Annotated in this window: 18 protein-coding genes and 1 tRNA gene; 4 read left to right on the top strand and 15 right to left on the bottom strand. The window is 62.6% G+C overall.

The genetic code is table 11. From position 1 onward, the window contains the following. The 3 genes from Q4G20_RS06525 to Q4G20_RS06515 all read right to left on the bottom strand — a co-directional run bounded on the left by Q4G20_RS06525 (nucleotide 1) and on the right by Q4G20_RS06515 (nucleotide 3,479). Nucleotides 1-1,479, bottom strand: a complete 1,479-nt coding sequence (locus tag Q4G20_RS06525) for an NAD(P)-dependent oxidoreductase (RefSeq protein WP_303342606.1) — start codon at nucleotides 1,477-1,479, stop codon at nucleotides 1-3. A 213-nt stretch (nucleotides 1,480-1,692) separates the two neighbouring features. Then, nucleotides 1,693-2,496: an undecaprenyl-diphosphate phosphatase gene (locus tag Q4G20_RS06520; RefSeq protein ID WP_303342674.1), complete on the bottom strand. Its 804-nt coding sequence runs from the start codon at nucleotides 2,494-2,496 to the stop codon at nucleotides 1,693-1,695. Then, nucleotides 2,493-3,479: a complex I NDUFA9 subunit family protein gene (locus Q4G20_RS06515; protein ID WP_303342605.1), complete on the bottom strand. Its 987-nt coding sequence runs from the start codon at nucleotides 3,477-3,479 to the stop codon at nucleotides 2,493-2,495. Before Q4G20_RS06515 ends, Q4G20_RS06520 begins: the two co-directional genes overlap by 4 nt. A gap of 182 nt (nucleotides 3,480-3,661) precedes the next feature. Between Q4G20_RS06515 and Q4G20_RS06510 the strand changes: the two genes are divergently transcribed. Beyond that, a tRNA-Leu gene (locus Q4G20_RS06510) sits at nucleotides 3,662-3,746 on the top strand. A gap of 78 nt (nucleotides 3,747-3,824) precedes the next feature. Here the strand turns inward: Q4G20_RS06510 and Q4G20_RS06505 are convergent. The 7 genes from Q4G20_RS06505 to Q4G20_RS06475 form a co-directional block, all read right to left on the bottom strand. Next, nucleotides 3,825-5,138 (bottom strand): FAD-binding oxidoreductase, encoded by a 1,314-nt coding sequence (locus Q4G20_RS06505; protein WP_303342604.1) that lies wholly within the window; start codon nucleotides 5,136-5,138, stop codon nucleotides 3,825-3,827. After that, the gene (locus tag Q4G20_RS06500) at nucleotides 5,135-6,490 is read right to left on the bottom strand and encodes a glutamine synthetase family protein (protein WP_303342603.1); all 1,356 of its coding nucleotides are present in this window, start codon (nucleotides 6,488-6,490) and stop codon (nucleotides 5,135-5,137) included. Before Q4G20_RS06500 ends, Q4G20_RS06505 begins: the two co-directional genes overlap by 4 nt. Beyond that, nucleotides 6,487-7,197 (bottom strand): type 1 glutamine amidotransferase, encoded by a 711-nt coding sequence (locus Q4G20_RS06495; protein ID WP_303342602.1) that lies wholly within the window; start codon nucleotides 7,195-7,197, stop codon nucleotides 6,487-6,489. The genes Q4G20_RS06500 and Q4G20_RS06495 overlap by 4 nt, the downstream gene beginning before the upstream one ends. 62 nt (nucleotides 7,198-7,259) lie before the next feature. After that, nucleotides 7,260-8,432, bottom strand: coding sequence for an NAD(P)/FAD-dependent oxidoreductase (locus tag Q4G20_RS06490; protein ID WP_303342601.1), 1,173 nt, complete (start codon nucleotides 8,430-8,432; stop codon nucleotides 7,260-7,262). A 36-nt stretch (nucleotides 8,433-8,468) separates the two neighbouring features. Next, nucleotides 8,469-9,830, bottom strand: coding sequence for an aminotransferase (locus tag Q4G20_RS06485; protein ID WP_303342600.1), 1,362 nt, complete (start codon nucleotides 9,828-9,830; stop codon nucleotides 8,469-8,471). Nucleotides 9,831-9,974: 144 nt separating this feature from the next. Beyond that, nucleotides 9,975-10,436 carry an SRPBCC family protein gene (locus Q4G20_RS06480; RefSeq protein WP_303342599.1) on the bottom strand — a complete coding sequence of 154 codons (462 nt, stop codon included), beginning with the start codon at nucleotides 10,434-10,436 and terminating at the stop codon, nucleotides 9,975-9,977. After that, complete coding sequence (locus Q4G20_RS06475) at nucleotides 10,426-10,773, bottom strand: TfoX/Sxy family DNA transformation protein (RefSeq protein WP_303342598.1); 348 nt, start codon at nucleotides 10,771-10,773, stop codon at nucleotides 10,426-10,428. The genes Q4G20_RS06480 and Q4G20_RS06475 overlap by 11 nt, the downstream gene beginning before the upstream one ends. A 132-nt stretch (nucleotides 10,774-10,905) precedes the next feature. On the opposite strand from Q4G20_RS06475, the gene miaB reads away from it, so the two are divergent. Next, on the top strand, nucleotides 10,906-12,234 hold the full coding sequence (miaB, locus tag Q4G20_RS06470) for a tRNA (N6-isopentenyl adenosine(37)-C2)-methylthiotransferase MiaB (protein ID WP_303342597.1): 1,329 nt from the start codon (nucleotides 10,906-10,908) through the stop codon (nucleotides 12,232-12,234). Nucleotides 12,235-12,475: 241 nt separating this feature from the next. On the opposite strand, the gene ccoP is transcribed toward miaB, so the two are convergent. The 4 genes from ccoP to ccoN are packed head-to-tail and all read right to left on the bottom strand — an operon-like array spanning nucleotide 12,476 to nucleotide 16,071. Further along, nucleotides 12,476-13,534, bottom strand: coding sequence for a cytochrome-c oxidase, cbb3-type subunit III (gene ccoP / locus Q4G20_RS06465; RefSeq protein ID WP_303342596.1), 1,059 nt, complete (start codon nucleotides 13,532-13,534; stop codon nucleotides 12,476-12,478). Further along, the gene (locus tag Q4G20_RS06460) at nucleotides 13,534-13,719 is read right to left on the bottom strand and encodes a cbb3-type cytochrome c oxidase subunit 3 (RefSeq protein WP_303342595.1); all 186 of its coding nucleotides are present in this window, start codon (nucleotides 13,717-13,719) and stop codon (nucleotides 13,534-13,536) included. The genes ccoP and Q4G20_RS06460 overlap by 1 nt, the downstream gene beginning before the upstream one ends. A 9-nt stretch (nucleotides 13,720-13,728) precedes the next feature. After that, complete coding sequence (ccoO, locus tag Q4G20_RS06455) at nucleotides 13,729-14,454, bottom strand: cytochrome-c oxidase, cbb3-type subunit II (protein WP_303342594.1); 726 nt, start codon at nucleotides 14,452-14,454, stop codon at nucleotides 13,729-13,731. Nucleotides 14,455-14,466: 12 nt separating this feature from the next. Next, nucleotides 14,467-16,071: a cytochrome-c oxidase, cbb3-type subunit I gene (ccoN, locus tag Q4G20_RS06450; RefSeq protein ID WP_303342593.1), complete on the bottom strand. Its 1,605-nt coding sequence runs from the start codon at nucleotides 16,069-16,071 to the stop codon at nucleotides 14,467-14,469. Between the two features lie 197 nt (nucleotides 16,072-16,268). Between ccoN and Q4G20_RS06445 the strand changes: the two genes are divergently transcribed. Then, nucleotides 16,269-17,108 (top strand): universal stress protein, encoded by an 840-nt coding sequence (locus Q4G20_RS06445; protein WP_303342592.1) that lies wholly within the window; start codon nucleotides 16,269-16,271, stop codon nucleotides 17,106-17,108. 22 nt (nucleotides 17,109-17,130) lie between these two features. On the opposite strand, the gene fnrL is transcribed toward Q4G20_RS06445, so the two are convergent. Beyond that, on the bottom strand, nucleotides 17,131-17,847 hold the full coding sequence (fnrL, locus tag Q4G20_RS06440; protein ID WP_303342673.1) for a transcriptional regulator FnrL: 717 nt from the start codon (nucleotides 17,845-17,847) through the stop codon (nucleotides 17,131-17,133). Between the two features lie 83 nt (nucleotides 17,848-17,930). Here fnrL and hemN point away from each other — a divergent pair, with 83 nt between their 5' ends. After that, nucleotides 17,931-19,286, top strand: a complete 1,356-nt coding sequence (hemN, locus tag Q4G20_RS06435; RefSeq protein ID WP_303342591.1) for an oxygen-independent coproporphyrinogen III oxidase — start codon at nucleotides 17,931-17,933, stop codon at nucleotides 19,284-19,286. The last annotated feature ends 2 nt before the right edge of the window (nucleotides 19,287-19,288 follow it).

The raw sequence follows: 19,288 nt of genomic DNA, 5'->3' as shown, positions 1-19,288 counted from the left end.
TTATTCCGCCGCGACACGGGCGTCACCGGTCAGGAAGGACGCGATGTGGTCGGCGGCCTCGCGCCCGTCGCGGATCGCCCACACGACCAGAGACGCCCCGCGCACAATATCCCCCACGGCAAAGACGCCGGGGATGCTGGTCTGATGGGTCTGGAAATCGGCCTTGATCGTTCCCCAGCGGGTGACCTCCAGCCCCGGCGTGTTCCACAGGGTCGGCAGGTCTTCGGGCTCAAACCCCAAAGCCTTGATGACCAGATCGGCGTCTTCGTCGTAATCGGCGCCTTCGATCCGTTCGGGGCTTTGGCGGCCCGACACATCCGGCGCGCCCAGACGCATTTTCTGAATACGAACGCTGGCGATGTGGCCGTCAACGTGATGATCCTGCGCGGTGCGGGCAATGCCGGGGGCGTGGCCGTTGATCGCGCCGGGGGCGGACAGCCAGACGAATTCGACGCCTTCTTCTTCGGCGTTTTGGACTTCGCGCTGCGAACCGGGCATATTGGCGCGGTCGCGGCGATAGAGACACTTGACCGAGGTCGCGCCCTGACGAATCGCGGTGCGGACGCAATCCATGGCCGTGTCACCGCCGCCAATCACGATCACCCGCTTGCCGCGCGCGTTCAGTTCGCCATCGTCGAAATCCGGCACGTCATCGCCAAATTCAATTTTGTTGCTGGCGGTCAGGTAATCAATCGCGCGCACCACCCCGCCGCAATCGGCGTTGTCGATGTCCAGATCGCGGGTTTTATACACGCCCGTCGCAATCAGCACCGCGTCATGTTTGCCGCGAATGGCGTCAAAGCTGATGTCTTCGCCAATATTGCAGTTCAGGACAAATTCGACCCCGCCATCGGCCAGCAACTGATTGCGGCGCATGACGACGTCTTTTTCCAGCTTGAACCCCGGAATGCCATAGGTCAGCAAGCCCCCCGCGCGGTCGTAACGGTCGTAAACCGTGACCTGAAACCCGCGTTTGCGCAGCGCGTCGGCGGCGGCCAGACCGCCCGGACCCGCGCCGATGATGCCGACCGATTCGGCGCGTTCCTGCGCGGGGGCAGCGGGTTTGACCCAGCCGTTGTCCCATGCGGTGTCGGTGATGTATTTTTCAATCGCGCCGATGGTGACGGTGCCGTGGCCCGATTGTTCAATCACGCAATTGCCTTCGCACAGCCGGTCCTGCGGACAAATCCGGCCGCAGATTTCGGGGAATGTGTTGGTCGCCTGGCTGATCTGATACGCCTCGGCCAGACGCCCTTCGGCGGTCAGGCGCAGCCAGTCGGGGATGTTGTTGTGCAAGGGGCAATGGCTCTGGCAATAGGGGACGCCGCACTGACTGCACCGGCTGGCCTGTTCGCGCGCCTTGGCATCGGCAAAATCGCGGTAAATTTCGTGGAAATCCGTGGCGCGTTCATCCGCGGACCGTTTTTCCGGCATCTGACGCCCGGTATGGACGAATTTCAACATCTGTTGCGTGGCCATTGCTGCGCATCCTTGGGTCAGAACATGTCTGCACCTGCATAAAACAGCGATCTGACGATGAAAAGTCAGCCATACTGACGCAAATGGCGATTATTTTGGTCTGGGCGATTTTTTTTGTGATTCAGGCGATGAGATTAGGTCCGGTTCGGAATTAATACCGCCTTATCCACTGATCTTAAACGGAAACACCCGCCAATCGGCGGGCGTCATCCATTACGACAGCATCAGCGCGGCCATCACCACCACGCCAATCCCAATCCGCCACCACCCAAACAGGGCATAGCCATGCTTGCTGACATATCCCAACAACCAGCGAACCACGACAATCGCCGACAAAAACGCCGTCACGAATCCGATGATGATGTTGTTCATCGCCGCCGCATCCAGCACATCGCGGTTTTTATAAAGGTCGTAGACAAACGCCCCCAGCATCGTGGGCATGGCCAGAAAGAACGAAAATTCCGCCGCCGACCGTTTATCCGCACCCAGCAGCAAACCGCCAACAATCGTGGCCCCCGACCGAGACACGCCCGGAATCATCGCAAGGCATTGAATAAAACCGATTTTGATGGCCATGGGCAGGGGGAAATCCTCGGCCCGGTGGTAACGGGGGTTGTTGGCCCAGCGATCCACCCAGATCAGGACAAAGCCGCCCAGAATCAACATGCTGGCAATCAGCATCGGGGTTTCGAACAGCACCTGTTTGATAAATCCATGCGCCATCACGCCGATCACCACGGCGGGCAGAAAGGCCAGCAGCACCGCGGCGATGAAATGCCGTGCCGCCGGGTCATGCGGGGCGGCGCGCAGCGTGTTCCAGATGCGCGCGGAATAAACGCCCAGAATCGCGGCGACGGCGCCCAGCTGGATCACCACCTCGAACGCGCGACCGGGGGAATCAAAGCCCAGAAAATGCCCCGCCAGCAGCACATGCGCCGTTGATGACACGGGAATAAATTCGGTCAGACCCTCGATAATGCCAAGGATCGCGGCGACGATTGTGTTCGGTTCCATCAGTGACTGCGCAGGTTTTTCGCCGATTGCATGATCGCCTGATATTGCCCGCGCGGGCGGAACCGCCACAGGTAATCGTCAATCACCGCTGACGGCGCCGTGGGCGCGATGCCCAGATCGGCAAAGCCGCGCGCGTTCCCCGACACGACATTATCGGTCAGCATCAGCGCCAGTTGGTCGCGGTTCAGGATGGTGTTCGAAAACAGCCCGCCGGTCACAAATTGCGCGATGTTCAGCACGCCCGCCCCGATCCGCGCGGCAAAAACCGGCATCGGCATCAGGATACGGTTGCGGCTGGTTGCCTGCACCACCTGTTCGGTGATGTCGCGCAGGCTTAGGACATCCGGGCCGCCCAATTCGTAAATGCCGGGTTCGGCCGCGCCGGTCGCGCCCAGCATCGCCGCGCGCGCCACGTCATCGACAAAGACCGGCTGCATTTTCGTATTGCCCGAAATTACCGGCATGAACGGGCCAAACCGCGTCATCCCCGCCAGACGGTTGTAAAAATCATCGCCCGGCCCGAAAATGACCGACGGGCGCAGCACGACCGCATCGGGGCGGTGTTGCAGCACCAGCGATTCGCCGCGCGCCTTGGCCGCGACATAGGCGCTGTCGGATTCGGGATCGACGCCCAGCCCGGAAATATGCACCAGACGCGCAACGCCCAGTTCCGCCGACAGGCGGGCGATAATGGCCGCGCCGTCTTCGAACACGTTTTTGAAGGTGCTTTTGCCCTGACGGGTCAGGATGTTGACGCAGTTGATCGCGGCATCCGCCCCGGTCAGCGCGGCGCGCACCGATGATTCGTCACGGATATTGCACAGCACCGGCACGACCTGCCCGACCGCGCCATAGGTGCGGGTAAACAGCGCCTCATCGGGGCGGCGCACGGCGATGCGGACGCGCCAGCCGTCGCGGGCCATCATCCATGCGACCTGGCGGCCAACAAAACCCGAACCGCCGAAAATGGTGACAAGTTTCGCCATGATCTTTGCCCTTTGCCGTGACGTTTTCCTGTCCTTACCGCCCACAACGCCCCACGGCAAGGCAAAGCCCACGCTGCATTTGCAGCATATGGCGACATTGCGATGAAAATTTGTCGGAAAAATGTCAAAAAAGGTGTTGACGGCCCCCGCAACTGGCCCTAATAACCGCCCTCACACCACCTGCCCAGGTGGCGGAATTGGTAGACGCGCACGGTTCAGGTCCGTGTGCCGCAAGGCGTGGAGGTTCGAGTCCTCTCCTGGGCACCATAACAAAAACCCCCGGCAGTTCGCTGTCGGGGGTTTTTGCGTTTTGGGGTAACGCGTTGATGTGGCAGCGATTCGGGTTCAGACGCCCAGCCGGTCGCGCAGCCCATACCACGCCATCCCCGCGACCAGCAGCGGCCCGCGCAGCATTGCGCCTCCGGGGAAGGGGCGCGTCGGGATGGCGGCCATCACGTCGAACCGTTCGGCCTGCCCGCGCACCGCATCCGCCATCAGCCGCCCCGCCAGCGTGGCCATGGCGACGCCATGCCCGGAAAAGCCGCTGGCCGACAGGCAATTCGGCGCGGGCCGGTCGAAACACGGCATCCGGTTCATGGTAATCGCCAGCGTGCCACCCCAGGCAAAGCCCAGCTTCACATCCGCCAATTGCGGATAAACCGACAGCAGATGCGGGCGCACCAGCCCCGCGATGTCGCTGGGAAACTGATAGGTCACGGTTTCGCCGCCGCCAAAGATCAGACGCCGTTCCTCGTCCAGCCGCCAGTAATTCACCACGAATTTGGTATCGGCCACGGCGATGTTGCCCGGCAGGATGTCCGGCGCGCGGTCGCCCAGCGGTTCCGTCGCGACGATATAGTTGTTGATCGGCATGACCCGCGCCGCGATCCGGCGGTTCAGCTTGCCCAGATAGCCGTTGCAGCCCAGAATCAGATGGTCGCAGGTGATGCGCCCCTGCGCCGTATGAACCACCGTGGACCCCGTGGCGTCGCGGGCGTGGTCGATGCGGGTGACTTGGCTTTCTTCGAACAATTGCGCGCCCGCCTGTTCGGCCAGCCCCGCCATCCCAAGCGCCAGATTCAGCGGATGCACATGCCCCGCCCCCATATCGACATCCCCGCCAGCATAGGTCGCGCTGCCCAAAGCCTGCGCCATGCCGTCGCGATCCAGCGGGCGGATATGCGGGTAATCGTAATGCTGCGCCAGATGGTCGGCCATGTGATGCGCGTGGGCGACTTCGGCGTCGGATCGGCAGGCATGGGCGATGCCGTCATGGATGGGAACGCCCGCCTGCGCCGCCAGATCGCGTGTGGTGGATTTCGCCAATTCCGCCAAATCCCACAGCGCCCGCGCCCGGTCGCGCCCGAACTGAGATTCCAGCCAGTCCACGTCCTGACGCTGGCCCGACCCCATCTGGCCGCCATTGCGCCCGGATGCGCCAAATCCCATCCGGTGCGCCTCGACCAAGGCCACGCGATACCCCGCCCGCGCCAGATGCAGCGCCGCCGAAAGCCCGGTATAGCCGCCGCCAATCACCGCCACATCCGCCCGCACATCACCCCCCAATTGCGGCCAGCCGTCGCGGAACATCCGCGTCGCCGCATAGAGGCTGTCGGGATACATGCCCCGTTGGTCGTTCAGATGCAGCAGGTCGGTCATACGTTCAACAACAGATGTTCGCGTTCCCACGGGCTGATGACTTGCAGGAACTCTTTGTATTCATTGCGTTTGACGGATTCGTAAACGGCGGCGAATTCCTGACCCAAGACCTGTTGCATGGGTTCGCTGTCGGCAAACAAATCCAAAGCATCCCCCAGATTATAGGGCAATTCATCTTCGGACATATAGGCGTCGCCCAGACATTCGGGGCGGGGGTCTTCGGCCTCGATCAGGCCCAGATAGCCGCAGGCCAGCGACGCGGCGATGCCCAGATAGGGGTTGCAGTCCATCCCTGCCAGCCGGTTTTCAATGCGGCGCGATTCCGCGCTGCTGACCGGGACGCGCAGCCCCGTGGTGCGGTTGTCGCGCCCCCATTCAAGGTTAATCGGCGCGGCGAAATCCGGGACATAGCGGCGGTAACTGTTGACATAAGGGGCCAGCAACGCAACCGCTGCGGGCAGATGTTTCTGCATCCCGGCGATGAAATGCAAAAAGGCGGGCGTTTCCTGCCCATGCGCGTCGGAAAAGATGTTCTTGCCCGTCGCCAGATCCACCACGGAATGATGAATATGCATGGCGCTGCCGGGTTCGCCCTCGATCGGTTTGGCCATGAAGGTGGCGAAGCAATCGTGACGCAGGGCGGCTTCGCGGATCAACCGCTTGAAGAAAAAGATTTCGTCGGCCAAGGCCACCGGGTCGCCGTGGTTGAGGTTAATTTCCACCTGCCCCGCGCCGCCTTCTTGCAAAATGCCGTCGATTTCAAAGCCCTGCGCCTCGGCAAAGTCATAAATATCGTCGATCACTTTGCCATATTCATCAACCGCCGACATGGAATAGGCCTGCTTTGCCGCCGCGCGCCGCCCCGTGCGGCCCATCGGCGGGATAATCGGCTGATTCGGGTCGATGTTGCGGGCGACCAGAAAGAACTCCATTTCCGGCGCGATGACCGGACGCCAGCCGCGTTCCTGATACAGCCCGACAATGCGTTTCAACACGTTGCGCGGCGCAATCGGCACGGGGTTTCCCTGCTGATCGGTGGCGTCGTGGATCACCTGCATGGTGAAGTCATTCGTCCACGGCGCGGCGGTTGCGGTGGAATAATCGGGCTTCATAATCATATCGGGTTCGGTAAAGGCCCCCGCCGGATTATCCGCCCATTCGCCCGTAATCGTCTGCAAAAAGATCGAATTGGGCAGGTAAAACTTTTCCTGACGCGCGAATTTGGACGCGGGCATGGCCTTGCCCCGCGCCACGCCCGCGATGTCGGCGACGATGCATTCGACCTCATCCAGCCGGCGGTCGGCCATGAAATCGCGCGCGGCCTGCGGGATTTGATCGGTCCAGTCTGTCATGCGTTACCTGCGGCATCGGGGCGCGCCATGGCGCGCGGTTGTTTGAAAAAGGCCGTGATCTGATCGGCCATGATGGATGAACCATCCACCTGCCCCATCCGTTCCGCCGCGGCGTCCAACAGCGGCTGCGGCACCACGCCGCGCGCGCGGGTGTCCATCAGCCCCTGCACGAACGCATCGCTGAATTCAGGATGCGGCTGCACGGTAAAGGCCCGGTCGCCGTAAATCAGCGCGGCATTGGCGCAAAACGCATTGCGCCCCGCGACCTGCGCATCGGGCGGCAGGGTCACGACCTGATCCTGATGCCACGCATTCAGCCGCACCGTCTGGCCGCCGAAATCATAATCCTGCGTCCCCACGGCCCAGCCGCCGTCATATTTCACCACCGACCCGCCCAAAGCCTGCGCGATGATCTGATGGCCGAAACAAATCCCCACCATCGGCACACCCGCGTCATACGCGGCGCGGATGAACCGTTCCAGCGGCGGGATAAAGGCGTGATCTTCGTAAACGCCATGGCGCGATCCGGTCAGCAGCCAGCCGTCGGCGTCATGGATGCTGGCGGGGAACTGCATATCCTCGACATGCCATGTCTGGAAGTCAAACCCCCGCCCCGCCAGCAGGCGCAGGAACATATCGGGGTAATCGCCCAAATCATCCTTAAGCTGCGCGGGTGACTGGCCGCATTGCAATATGCCGATACGCATGGTCCATCCTTTGGCTGATCGTGCCTGAACCCTAGTCGCGCGCCGGGGGGGACGGCAAGGGGTCACGCCCGCCCCGCCGCATCCGCCGATGCCCAAGCCCATTGGAAATTATACCCGCCCAGCCAGCCGGTGACATCGACGGCCTCGCCAATGAAATGCAGGTTCGGGACCGCGCGGGCGGCCATCGTCCGCGCATCCAGATCGCGGGTGTCGATGCCGCCCAGCGTGACTTCGGCGGTGCGGTATCCTTCGGTTCCGACGGGGCGGACCTGCCAGCGATTGACGCGCGCGCCGATGGCGTCCAGCCGGGTGTTCGGCTGATCGGCCAGCCGAGCGCCCGCCAGCCCCAGTTCCGCCGCAATCGCCGCCGCCAGCCGGTCGGGCAACAGCGCGGCCAGTGCCGTGCCGACCGCCACGCGCCCATGATCCGCGCGCGCCGCCCGCAGCGCCGCCGCGACGTCATGCGCGGGCGACAGGTCCACCGTCAGCACCTGCCCCGGCTGCCAGAAACTGCTGATCTGCAAAATCACCGGCCCCGACAACCCGCGATGCGTGAACAACAGCGCGTCGCGGAACGTCCCCTTGCCATGCGTGATCTGCGCCTCAACCGACACCCCGGCCAGAGGTTTGCACAAATCCAGTTCCTGCTGCGCAAAGGTCAGCGGCACCAGCCCCGGACGCGTATCCACCAGACGCAGCCCGAATTGCGCCGCGATGTCATAGGCCAGCCCCGTCGCGCCGATTTTCGGGATCGACTTGCCGCCCGTCGCCACCACAACGCGCCCCGCACGGATCGCGCCGGTGCTGGTCTCTACCACAAACCCGTCACCCTGATGCGAGACCCCACGAATCGCCGTCTCCAGCCGCAATTCCGCGCCCCGCATCCGGTTCAGCAGCATATCGGTGATCTGCGTGGCCTTGCCGTCGCAAAACAACTGGCCTTGGGTTTTTTCGTGCCATGCAATGCTCGCCTGATCGACCAGCCGCACGAAATCGGCGGGCTTATAGCGTGACAGCGCACTGGCCGCGAAACGGGGGTTGTTGGACAAAAACCGATCCGGCGCGGTTGCCAGATTGGTGAAATTGCACCGCCCCCCGCCCGAGATCCGGATTTTCTCGCCCGGATGCGGGGCGTGGTCGATGACCAGCACCCGCCGCCCCTGCGCCACGGCGCTGCCGGCACAGAACAACCCCGCCGCACCGGCGCCAAGGATCACCAGATCGGCTTGGTCCATTCCTGTGATCCTTGGATCGGGTGGTGGGCTGGGCGGTTACGCGACCTCGGCAAAGACCTTGGTCAGCGCCTTTTCCAGCTTTTCGAACATTTCATCCATCTGCGATTCGGTCAGGATAAACGGCGGACACAGCACGATCGACTGACCCAAGGGCCGGCAGATCAGGCCCATGTCGGTGCAGGTATTGGCGATGCGTTCGCTGACCGACAGATGACCGTCAAACGGGGTTTTCGTCGCTTTGTCCTTGACCGCCTCAAGCGCCCACATAAAACCGACGCCGCGATATTCGCCGATATTGGGGTTTTTCGCCAATTCGCGCAGGCCGTCCTCGAACCGAGGGGTCAGACGGCGGACGTTTTCGGCCAGACCTTCGTTCATCACCACATCGATGGCCTTCAGCGCAATGGCGCAGCCGACCGGGTGGCCCGAAGCCGTAAAGCCGTGGGGGAATTCCTCGATCTTTTCGACCGACGCCTGCACGCGGTCGGCCAGTTCCGGTCCCAGAATGACCGCGCCCATGGGGAACAGGCCCGCCGTCAGGTTTTTCGAGCTGATGATCGCATCCGGCACGAAATCATAGGTTTGCGACCCCCAGGTGTTGCCGGTCCGGCCAAAGCCGCAGATCACTTCGTCCGCGATCATCGGGATGCCGTGCTTTTTCAGCACCGGCAGGATGGCCTGGAAATAGCCTTTGGACGGCGGGATCACCCCGCCCGCGCCCATCACCGGTTCAGCAAAGAACCCGGCAATGGTATCAGCGCCTTCGCGTTGAATGGTTTCGTCCAGTTCGCGGGCCAGACGGGCGGTAAACTGATCTTCGGTTTCGCCATCTTGGCCAAAGCGCCAGTAATGCGGGCAGGTCAGGTGAATAAAGCCGGGCAGAGGCAGGCCGAACACCTCGTTATAGGGTTTGCCGGTCATGCTGGCGCTGACCGCCGTCACCCCGTGATAGGCGTTCCAACGGGTCAGGATTTTGCGTTTTTTCGGGTTGCCTTCGCTGGCATGCATGAACCACAGCATTTTGACCATGGTGTCGTTCGCCTCGGACCCCGAATTGGTATAGAAGACGCGGCCCCGGTCAAAGGGCGACACCTCGACCAGTTTTTCCGACAGCATCACGGTTTGGTCGGACATGCGGCCGAAAAACGCGTGATAGCCGGGGAAACGGTCGTATTGCGCCTTGGCGGCGTCCGCCAGACCTTTGTGGTCAAAGCCCGCGACCATGTTCCACAGGCCGGAATTGGCGTCCAGATAGCGGTTGCCGTTGACGTCAACGACATACGGCCCTTCGCCATGGGTCAGCACGACCGCGCCGCGCTGATGGACGCTGGGCAGGTCGGTGAACCCATACAGCGAAAATTCGTCGGCGCGTGCTTCCCAGCTTTGCGGTGTGGTCATGGATCCCTCCGGGTGAACTGTTTGTGCCACGGTATCGCTGGCGGGGCGCGCGTTCAATGGGGGGCGTGTGGGCGGACTGACCGGCGCGCGCCGGTGGATCGGGCAGATTGCCGGAAAAACGGGCAGAATGACGGGTTCGCAGGGTTACAGGCTGCGGGCCAGTTCCTGCAATTGTTCGGCAGCAATGCCCCAGCCCTGATGAAAGCCCATGGCGCGATGTTCGTCGCGCGCCTGTTCGGTCCAGTGCATCGCGCGGGCGTGATAGGCGGTGTGCGTCCCATCCGGCCCCGCATCCGACAGCGTGACATGCACCACCATAAAGGCCCGCGCGCCGGGATGCAGCTCCGGCGTCAGCGCGTCGGTAAAGACCAGCCTCCGCCCCGGATCGACGGCCAGAAACACGCCGGTATTGGCAAAACATTCGCCATCCGGGCCGTGCATGACCGTGGAAAACTCGCCACCCGCACGCAGGTCGATGACCGCATCGGTGACAGTCCACGGTTTCGGGCAGAACCATTGTTCCAACAGGCGCGGTTCGGTCCAGCAACGCCAAACGCGGTCGCGCGGCGCGTCCAGCACGGTGTCAAAGATCAGATCATGCGTCATTTTCGTCCCCTGATGGCGGCAACAGGCCGATGTCGTTTAACGCGGTTTCAATGTCGGAACGGGGCGCGCGGGTGGCCGCGACCAAGGCGTCAAACCGCGCGCGCAGTTCTGCCCGTTCGGCCCCGCGCACATCGTTCCACGGGCGATCCTGCAACGCCATATGCAAGACCTGATACCAGATGAAATGCGGGCGCGTCCCCGATACCAGCATCGCGTGATAGGCGTCATGCGCGCCCACGGTCCGCAGGCTGGCCGCGTCCGGCACCCCCGCCGCGATCAGCGCGCGGGCCGTGGCGGGGCCAATCAGGTTGATCTGCGTCAGGTCGCTGTCGGTCATAGACGTTGCTGCCGGGGGCGCTTCGCCCCCCGGACCCCCAGAGGATATTTGCACACAGAAGATAAAGGCGCGCAGCTTTTCATTTCGCTGATTTTGCTGTAAGGATGGGGTGATTTCAAGGACCGTCCCCCCATGACCGACACCAAAACCGCCCCGGCGGCGAAAAAACTGTATATCAAAACCTATGGCTGTCAGATGAATGTCTATGACAGTCAGCGCATGGCCGAGGCCATGGCCCCCGAAGGTTACGAGCTGACCGAGGATCAGGCCGATGCGGATATGGTGTTGCTGAACACCTGTCACATCCGCGAAAAGGCGGCGGAAAAGCTGTATTCCGATCTGGGCCGTCTGAAGCCGTTAAAGGCCGAGCGCCCCGATCTGAAAATCGGCGTTGCCGGCTGTGTGGCGCAGGCCGAGGGGGAGGAGATCACCCGACGGATGCCTCTGGTCGATCTCGTCGTGGGGCCGCAGGCCTATCACCGTTTGCCCGCCATGGTGCGCGGCGAGGCCCCCGCGATTGTCACCGATTTTCCCGAAGAAGATAAGTTTGACCACCTGCCCGAACGTCGCGCCACGCGCCGCGCGCCTGCCGCGTTTCTGACCGTTCAGGAAGGTTGCGACAAGTTTTGCGCGTTCTGCGTCGTCCCCTATACCCGCGGGGCCGAGGTGAGCCGCCCCGTGGACCGTATTCTGGCCGAGGCGCGCGATCTGGTGGCGCGGGGTGTGCGCGAAATCACGTTGCTGGGGCAGAATGTGAATGGCTGGCACGGGATGGGGGACGGGGCCGAATGGGGATTCGGGCGTCTGATCCGTGCCTTGGGCGACATTCAGGGGCTGGACCGGATTCGTTACACCACCAGCCATCCCAACGACATGGCCGATGATCTGATCGACGCGCATCGCGATGTGCCGCAGCTGATGCCCTATCTGCATTTGCCGGTGCAGTCGGGCAGCGACCGGATTTTGCGCGCGATGAACCGCAAACACACCGCTGACCAGTATCTGCGCCTGATTGACCGCATCCGCGCGGCGCGGCCCGATATTTTGCTGACCAGCGATTTTATCGTGGGCTTTCCCGGTGAAACCGATCAGGACCATGCCGACACACTGCGTTTGATTGAGCAGGTGGGCTTTGGGACGGCGTTCAGTTTCAAATACTCGCCCCGCCCCGGCACCCCTGCCTTTGACCGGGCCGAGGTGGACAGCGATGTCGCCGATGCCCGGTTGCAGGAATTGCAGGCGCTGCTGAGCCGTCAGCAAAAGGCCACACAGGAAAGCATGGTCGGCCGCACCGTCGGCGTCTTGTTTGAAAAGCCGGGGCGGTCGGCGGAGCAGATGGTCGGCAAATCGGATTACCTGCATTCCGTATTCGTCGATGCGCCCGATGCGCAGATCGGGGATCTGGTGCAGGTCCGCATTGTCGAAAGCGCGCCCAATTCGCTGCGCGGCGAACTGGCCTGATTGCGAACGCCGCGTCAGGGCTTGCCCTGCGCGGTGCAGATTGGGAAAAGGGGTTTTGCCGGTCCCCAAGGAACGCGCGAGAAACGGGGACCGGCGCCGCCCGATGTTCACCAGACGGATTCCTTTTGGCGATAACCGCCGAAGATGATGACCGGCCCCCCAAGGAACGCGCGAACAGGACGGGGGGCCGGTTCCCCCGTGGCCGGTGTCGGGCCGGCCACGGAAGCCCTTGCCGGACGGGTTATTCGCCCCCGCCCAGACCGTGAACGTAAACCGTCAGGGCGCGAATCTCGGCCTCGGTCAGACGGTTGGACCATGCGGGCATGACGCCATAGGGGCCTTCGTGGATGATGCGGGTGATCGTGGCCGCATCGCCGCCATAGAGCCACACCTGATCATTCAGCGCAGGCGCGCCTTGGAACTGGTCGCCGCTGCCATCGGGTTGGTGGCAGGCCGCGCAGTTGTTTTCATAGGTGACCGCACCCGCCGCCGCCTGCGTTGCGTTATGCGCCGCACCCGACAGGGACAGGACATATTGCGTCACATCCGCGATTTCCGTGCGGTTCAGCAGGCCATCAACCCCGTAACCCGGCATTTGCGAATAGCGCGTGTCGGGATCCTGCGGGTCACGGATGCCGTGCAGCAGGGTGGTGTGGATGTCGTCCAGCGTGCCGCCCCACAGCCACACATCGTCCAGCAGGTTCGGATAACCCGGCGCACCCGCCGCACCCGAGCCGTGACATTGCGCGCACCAGGTCCGATACAGCGCGCCCCCCGCATTGCCGGCATAGCTGGCCAGCTGCGGGTCCGCCGCGATCTGATCCAAGGGCGTTTCCACCAAGGCCGCGTTCATCGGCGCGTTTGCGTCGTTGAACCGCTGGATTTCGGCGGCAACCTCGGTCCGGGCGTTTGTTTTCAGCAGGCCCTGCGTGGCCCCCGACAGCAGCGGAATCGCCGGATAGGCGATCATATAGCCAATCGCCCAGATGATCGTGGCGTAGAACGTCCACAGCCACCACCGAGGCATCGGGTTGTCGTATTCGGTGATGCCGTCCCATTCGTGACCCGTTGAGGGCGTTTCATGGGCGACGACGCCGTGACGGCCCCGCGATTTGGCGCGGTGTTTGGGCGCCTCGGGGGCGTCGGGCGCGGCGCGGTCGGGGATGTCGCCTTCGATCTTGGCGGCATGTTCGGCATCCGCCGCCTGCCGACCCAATTCGATTTGGTTATCCGGGTTTGCGGGCGACACATGTTCGTCCGACAGGTCCCCGGTGGGTTTGTTTTTGTTGTCGTCGGACATCAGCGGTCCTCCTTAGTCTCGGGGGCGGGTCGGGTTTCGTTGCGGAAAATGCTGTTGGCGGCGTCCTGCTGGGCGCGGCGTGCGCCCGGCCGGAACACAAAGGCCACAACCCCCACAAAAAACAGGGTCAGCGCCAGCAAAGCCCAGCTATCCGCAAATGCGCGCAGTAAGCTGTAGGTTTCCATAATGCCCCCTTAGCGCCGCGGATCGGGTTCAAAGGTCGAGAAATCAACCATCGTTCCCAGCACCTGAAGATAGGCGATCAGCGCGTCCATTTCCGTCAGTTCAGGCTGGCGGTCAAAGTTGCGCAGCTGCGCCCCCGGATAACGCGATTGCAGGGCGGCGGCGTCTCCGAACGGATCGGCCTGCATCCGCAGATCGCTGGCGGCGTTTTCGATCATCTCGTCCGTGTATGGCACGCCCACCAGACGGTCGGTGCGCAGACGCTGGGCGATGTTGTCGGTGCTGATCCGGCGGTTCAGCAGGAAGCCGTATTTCGGCATGATCGAATCCGGCACCACCGATTTGGGATCGCGCAGGTGGTCGATATGCCATTCATCCGAATACCGACCGCCGACACGCGCCAGATCCGGCCCGGTGCGTTTCGACCCCCATTGGAACGGGTGGTCATACATCGATTCCGCCGCAAGGCTGTAATGGCCATAACGCTGATCTTCGTCCCGCATCGGGCGGATCATCTGGCTGTGACAGGTGTAACACCCTTCGCGGATGTAAATGTCACGGCCGGTCAGTTCCAGCGGCGTGTAGGGGCGGACACCTTCGACCTTTTCGATGGTGTTTTCCAGATAGAACAGCGGCGTGATCTGCACGATGCCGCCGATGGTGACGACAAGGAACGAAAAGATCAGCAGCAGCGTGGCGTTCTTTTCAAGGATCTTGTGCTTATCAAGAATACGCATGTTTAGGATCCTTTATTCAGCCGGCACGGCGATTGCGGTGGAATGGGCCTTGGGCTGGCGGGCAACGGTTGCCCACAGGTTATAGGCCATGATGCAACCGCCGATCAGGAACAGCGTCCCGCCCAATGCGCGGGCCAGATACATCGGGAATTTCGGTGCGATCGTGTCAGAGAACGCGTTCACCAGGAAGCCGTTGGCGTCCACTTCGCGCCACATCAGACCTTCCATGATGCCGGTCACCCACATCGACGCGGCGTAGATCACGATGCCAATGGTCGCCAGCCAGAAATGCCACGACACCAGCGTCAGCGAATACAGCCGTTCACGACCCCACAGGCGCGGCGTCAGGTAATACAGCGCGCCAAAGGTGATCATCCCGTTCCAGCCCAAAGCGCCCGAATGAACATGGCCGATGGTCCAGTCGGTGTAATGCGACAGGCTGTTCACGGCCTTGATCGACATCATCGGGCCTTCGAACGTGGCCATGCCATAGAAACCCACGGCCACCACCATCATGCGGATGATCGGATCGGTGCGCAGCTTGTCCCACGCGCCCGACAGCGTCATCAGGCCGTTGATCATACCACCCCAGGACGGCATCCACAGCATGATCGAGAACACCATGCCCAGCGTCGCCGCCCATTCCGGCAATGCGGTGTAATGCAGGTGGTGCGGACCGGCCCAGATATACAGGAAGATCAGCGCCCAGAAGTGGATGATCGACAGCTTATAGGAATAGACCGGGCGTTCGGCCTGTTTCGGGATGAAGTAATACATCATGCCCAGAAAACCCGCGGTCAGGAAAAAGCCCACGGCGTTGTGGCCATACCACCATTGCACCATGGCGTCCTGCACACCGGCGAAGACCGGCACGGATTTGGAACCCCAGATGCTGACCGGACGCGCAAGGTTGTTCACCACATGCAGCATCGCCACGGTGACAATGAACCCCAGATAGAACCAGTTCGCGACATAGATATGCGGTTCGCGGCGCTTCATCACGGTTCCCAGAAACACGGCCAGATAAACGACCCAGACGATGGTCAGCCACCAGTCAACATACCATTCGGGTTCGGCATATTCTTTGCCCTGCGTTGCGCCCAGAACATAGCCGGTCGCGGCCAGCACGATCACCAGCTGATAGCCCCAGAACACGAACCACGCCGCATTGCCGCCCCACAGCCGCGCGCCACAGGTGCGCTGCACGACGTAAAACGATGTTGCGATCAGGGCGTTACCGCCGAATGCGAAAATCACCGCACTGGTGTGCAGCGGACGCAGACGGCCAAAGTTCAGATAACCCTGCGCCCAGTCGCTGAAGTTCAGCGCCGGAAAGGTCAGCTGAAACGCGATGACCACACCGACCAGAAAGCCGACAACGCCCCAGAACGCCGTCGCGATCACGCCGGCGCGGACCACTCCGTCCATATATTCGTTCTGGTTGACGGCAACGACCGGTTCGTCGATGCCACGCAGCACCCACAGGAACAGACCGCCGGCAACCAACATGACGGTCAGCGCGTTGACCATATAGGCTGCATCATGCGCCATGTTGGCGCCAATCGCACCAAACAGCGCGATCCCGCCAAGCAGGATCAGTTTAACATAGCTTAGCATAGCGTCCCCGTGACCATCGTGTTTTTCCTTCCATGCGCCGGGGGCGAATCGCCCCGCGACGGATTTATTCAGAATTGGGCATAGGGCCGGGCCGCGCATCCGGCTTTGATCTGCGTCAAATCTGCGGTTTGACACGGATCAAGGCGCGGGGCGCGAAACCGCTTCACCTTATGGGGACAAAATGGGGGAATTTTGCCATGGCCTATAAAACGATCCTGACGGTGCTGACGGATCCGTCGCAATTTGCGCAACTGGACGCGGCGGCGGGCTTTGCCGCGCGGGCGGATGCGCATCTGGATGTGCTGTGTCTTGGCATCGACCACAGCCAGCCGGGTTATTATTTCCCCGGCGGCACGGCCTATATGCTGCAAGATGCGATTGATCAGGCCATGGTTCAGGCTGAAACGCTGGAACGCGATGTGCGGGCGCATCTGGACGGGCGCGCGGGGCTGCGCTGGTCGGTCGAATCAGCGGTCGCGCAGTCGGGCGGCATCCCCAATCTGGTGGGGCTGCGGGCGCGGTTTTCCGATCTGGCTATTCTGGCCAGCCCTTATGGCGATCACCAGCCCGGTGACGCCGAAATCGTGACCGAGGCCGCCCTGTTCGAAGGCGGCTGCCCGGTTCTGGTCCTGCCGGGCGACGCCGCCGTGACGGACGCCCCCAAACGCATCATCGTGGCGTGGAACCAATCGGCCGAAGCCTTGGTCGCGATCCGCCGCGCTCTGCCTTTGTTGAAAACCGCCCAAGCGGTCGAGGTCACCTGCATCGACCCCCGCCGCGCCGGTGCCGAACGGTCCGATCCGGGCGGCGCGTTGACGCAGATGCTGACCCGCCACGGCGTGCGCGCGGAAATCGCCGTGCTGGCGCGCACCGAACCGACGATCAGTCAGGAACTGAACCGCCGCGCCGTGGAAATCGGGGCCGATCTGGTCGTCATGGGCGCCTATGGCCATTCCCGCCTGCGCGAAGCCATCTTGGGCGGAGCCACCCGCAACATGCTGGAACAGGCCCGCGTGCCGGTGTTCATGGCGCGTTAAACGGGTGGGCTTGGATCGCCCGTCAGGCGATCCAGCCGCCATCCGAATCATCGCCCGATTCGTCCACCAAACGCGCGAAATCGGGCAAAATCACCCCGCGTTTGCCGCGCAATTCGATCACCCCGTCGCGTTTCAGCGCGCTGACCTGACGGCTGACGGTTTCCAGCGTCACCCCCAGATAATCGGCCATGGCTTCGCGGGTCAGGGGCAGGTCAATCTCCATCCGGCCACCGGGGCGGCGTTTGTTCAGCGCCGCTTCGCGCCGCGCGATGATCGCGATAAAGGACGCGATCTTTTCCCGCGCGGTTTTGCGGCCCAGCAGCAACATCCATTCCCGCGCCGCATCCAGTTCATCCAGCGTCATTTCCAACAGCCGATGCGCAATGCGCGGGGTGCGGCGCATCATGTCATCAAAGGCCTTGCGCCGGAAACAGCACAGCACCACCTTGGTCGCCGCCGTCGCGTGATAGGCGGCGCGCTCGCGCCCCGGACGGCCCAGAAAATCGCTGGGCAGCAACAGGCCGACCATTTGTGTGCGCCCGTCTTCAAGCGTGTGGGTCAGCGACGCCACGCCCGTCACGACGGACGCCACGAAATCCATCTGGTCGCCTTCCCAAACGATGGGCTGGCCCGCTTCATAGGTGCGGTAAAACTTGATCCCTTCCAGCAGGGTCAATTCGTCGGCATCGCATTGCGCACAGACGGCCCGGTAACGAATAGGGCATTCCCCGCATCGCATATCGCCGTGCAGTCCGGCATCCCCGGAATCGGGGTTGATCTGAGTCAAGGTATGTTCGCGCATTCTGCCCCATTGATACGCGCATGAGTGATATTTCGCAACTAAGACGGTTGGGGCTGTTTGACGCGCGCGCGCCGCGTTACACCAGCTATCCCCCCGCAACACAGTTCAAACCGACCGTAAATGGCGCAATTGTGCGCGATTGGATGGCCGATATTGCCCCGGATGCGCAGATTTCGCTGTATCTGCATGTGCCGTTTTGCCGCAGGCTGTGTTGGTTCTGCGCCTGCCGGACCCAAGGCACGCAGACGCTGGAACCGGTCGCGGCCTATGTGGACACGCTGATCACCGAATTGCGCGACCTGTCCACGCGAATCGCGGGCGGAGTCACGTTGTCGCGTCTGCATTGGGGCGGCGGCACGCCCACATTGTTGTCGCCCGACATGATCGACCGGCTGGCGGGTGCGATCTTTGACGCCTTTCCGATGGCCCCGGGCGGTGAATTCTCGGTCGAGATTGACCCGTCCGAAATCGACGCCCCGCGCATGGCGGCATTGGCGCGGGCGGGGATGAACCGCGCATCGATCGGGGTGCAGGATTTCGACCCGATGATTCAGCAGGCCATTGGCCGCCCGCAAAGTTTCGACCTGACCGCCGACACCGTGGCGCTGATCCGCGATCACGGTATTGCCAGCCTGAACGCCGATATTCTCTATGGCCTGCCGCATCAGACCATCACCCGCATGTCGGACACGGTGCAAAAGGTGCTGGCTTTGGCCCCGGATCGGGTCGCGCTTTATGGTTATGCGCATGTCCCTTGGATGTCGAAACGTCAGGTCATGATCCCCGATGACAGCCTGCCCGATGGCGAATCGCGGCTGGCGCTGTTTGAAACCGCGCGCGATTTGTTTGTGGCGGACGGATTCGACGATATCGGCATCGACCATTTCGCGCGTCCGGGTGACGGGCTGGCCGATGCTGCCGCCGCGGGCCGGTTGCGCCGCAATTTTCAGGGCTATACCGACGATCCCGCGCAGGTGCTGATCGGGCTGGGCGCGTCGTCGATTTCGCGGTATCCGCAGGGCTATGCCCAGAACGCGCCCGCGACGGGGGCCTATACCGCCGCCGTGCGCGCCGGGGCGCAACCGACATCGCGCGGGCATATCTTCACCCCCGAAGATCACTGGCGTGGCCGCATGATCGAGGCGCTGATGTGCGATTTCCGCATTTCACTGTCTGAAATCGAAACCCGCTTTGGCCTGACCCCCGCCGATCAGGCGCAGATTTACCGCCCCGTGACCGATCTGTTCGGCGATGCGGTGCGTCTGACGGGCGATGCCTTGGAAATCACCGATGCGGGCCGTCCCCTGACGCGGATGATTGCGCAGGCTTTGGATGGATATGCCGTGACGCAGGGCAGCCATTCATCGGCGGTTTAACC

It is taken from the genome of Paracoccus sp. (in: a-proteobacteria) (assembly GCF_030538495.1).
Lineage (GTDB): Bacteria > Pseudomonadota > Alphaproteobacteria > Rhodobacterales > Rhodobacteraceae > Paracoccus.
Note: the sequence above shows the minus strand (reverse complement) of the source record. Positions and strands in the feature narration are given on the sequence as shown.

Bases quoted from the DNA above. Each gene is read 5' to 3' on its own strand.
- Q4G20_RS06445 (WP_303342592.1), top strand. From the start codon at position 16,269: ATGGCCTATAAAACGATCCTGACGGTGCTGACGGATCCGTCGCAATTT.
- fnrL (WP_303342673.1), bottom strand. From the start codon at position 17,847: ATGCGATGCGGGGAATGCCCTATTCGTTACCGGGCCGTCTGTGCGCAA.
- Q4G20_RS06480 (WP_303342599.1), bottom strand. From the start codon at position 10,436: ATGACGCATGATCTGATCTTTGACACCGTGCTGGACGCGCCGCGCGAC.
- ccoN (WP_303342593.1), bottom strand. From the start codon at position 16,071: ATGCTAAGCTATGTTAAACTGATCCTGCTTGGCGGGATCGCGCTGTTT.
- Q4G20_RS06490 (WP_303342601.1), bottom strand. From the start codon at position 8,432: ATGGACCAAGCCGATCTGGTGATCCTTGGCGCCGGTGCGGCGGGGTTG.
- Q4G20_RS06485 (WP_303342600.1), bottom strand. From the start codon at position 9,830: ATGACCACACCGCAAAGCTGGGAAGCACGCGCCGACGAATTTTCGCTG.
- Q4G20_RS06475 (WP_303342598.1), bottom strand. From the start codon at position 10,773: ATGACCGACAGCGACCTGACGCAGATCAACCTGATTGGCCCCGCCACG.
- Q4G20_RS06460 (WP_303342595.1), bottom strand. From the start codon at position 13,719: ATGGAAACCTACAGCTTACTGCGCGCATTTGCGGATAGCTGGGCTTTG.
- ccoO (WP_303342594.1), bottom strand. From the start codon at position 14,454: ATGCGTATTCTTGATAAGCACAAGATCCTTGAAAAGAACGCCACGCTG.
- Q4G20_RS06500 (WP_303342603.1), bottom strand. From the start codon at position 6,490: ATGACAGACTGGACCGATCAAATCCCGCAGGCCGCGCGCGATTTCATG.
- Q4G20_RS06525 (WP_303342606.1), bottom strand. From the start codon at position 1,479: ATGGCCACGCAACAGATGTTGAAATTCGTCCATACCGGGCGTCAGATG.
- Q4G20_RS06515 (WP_303342605.1), bottom strand. From the start codon at position 3,479: ATGGCGAAACTTGTCACCATTTTCGGCGGTTCGGGTTTTGTTGGCCGC.
- ccoP (WP_303342596.1), bottom strand. From the start codon at position 13,534: ATGTCCGACGACAACAAAAACAAACCCACCGGGGACCTGTCGGACGAA.
- Q4G20_RS06495 (WP_303342602.1), bottom strand. From the start codon at position 7,197: ATGCGTATCGGCATATTGCAATGCGGCCAGTCACCCGCGCAGCTTAAG.
- Q4G20_RS06505 (WP_303342604.1), bottom strand. From the start codon at position 5,138: ATGACCGACCTGCTGCATCTGAACGACCAACGGGGCATGTATCCCGAC.
- miaB (WP_303342597.1), top strand. From the start codon at position 10,906: ATGACCGACACCAAAACCGCCCCGGCGGCGAAAAAACTGTATATCAAA.
- hemN (WP_303342591.1), top strand. From the start codon at position 17,931: ATGAGTGATATTTCGCAACTAAGACGGTTGGGGCTGTTTGACGCGCGC.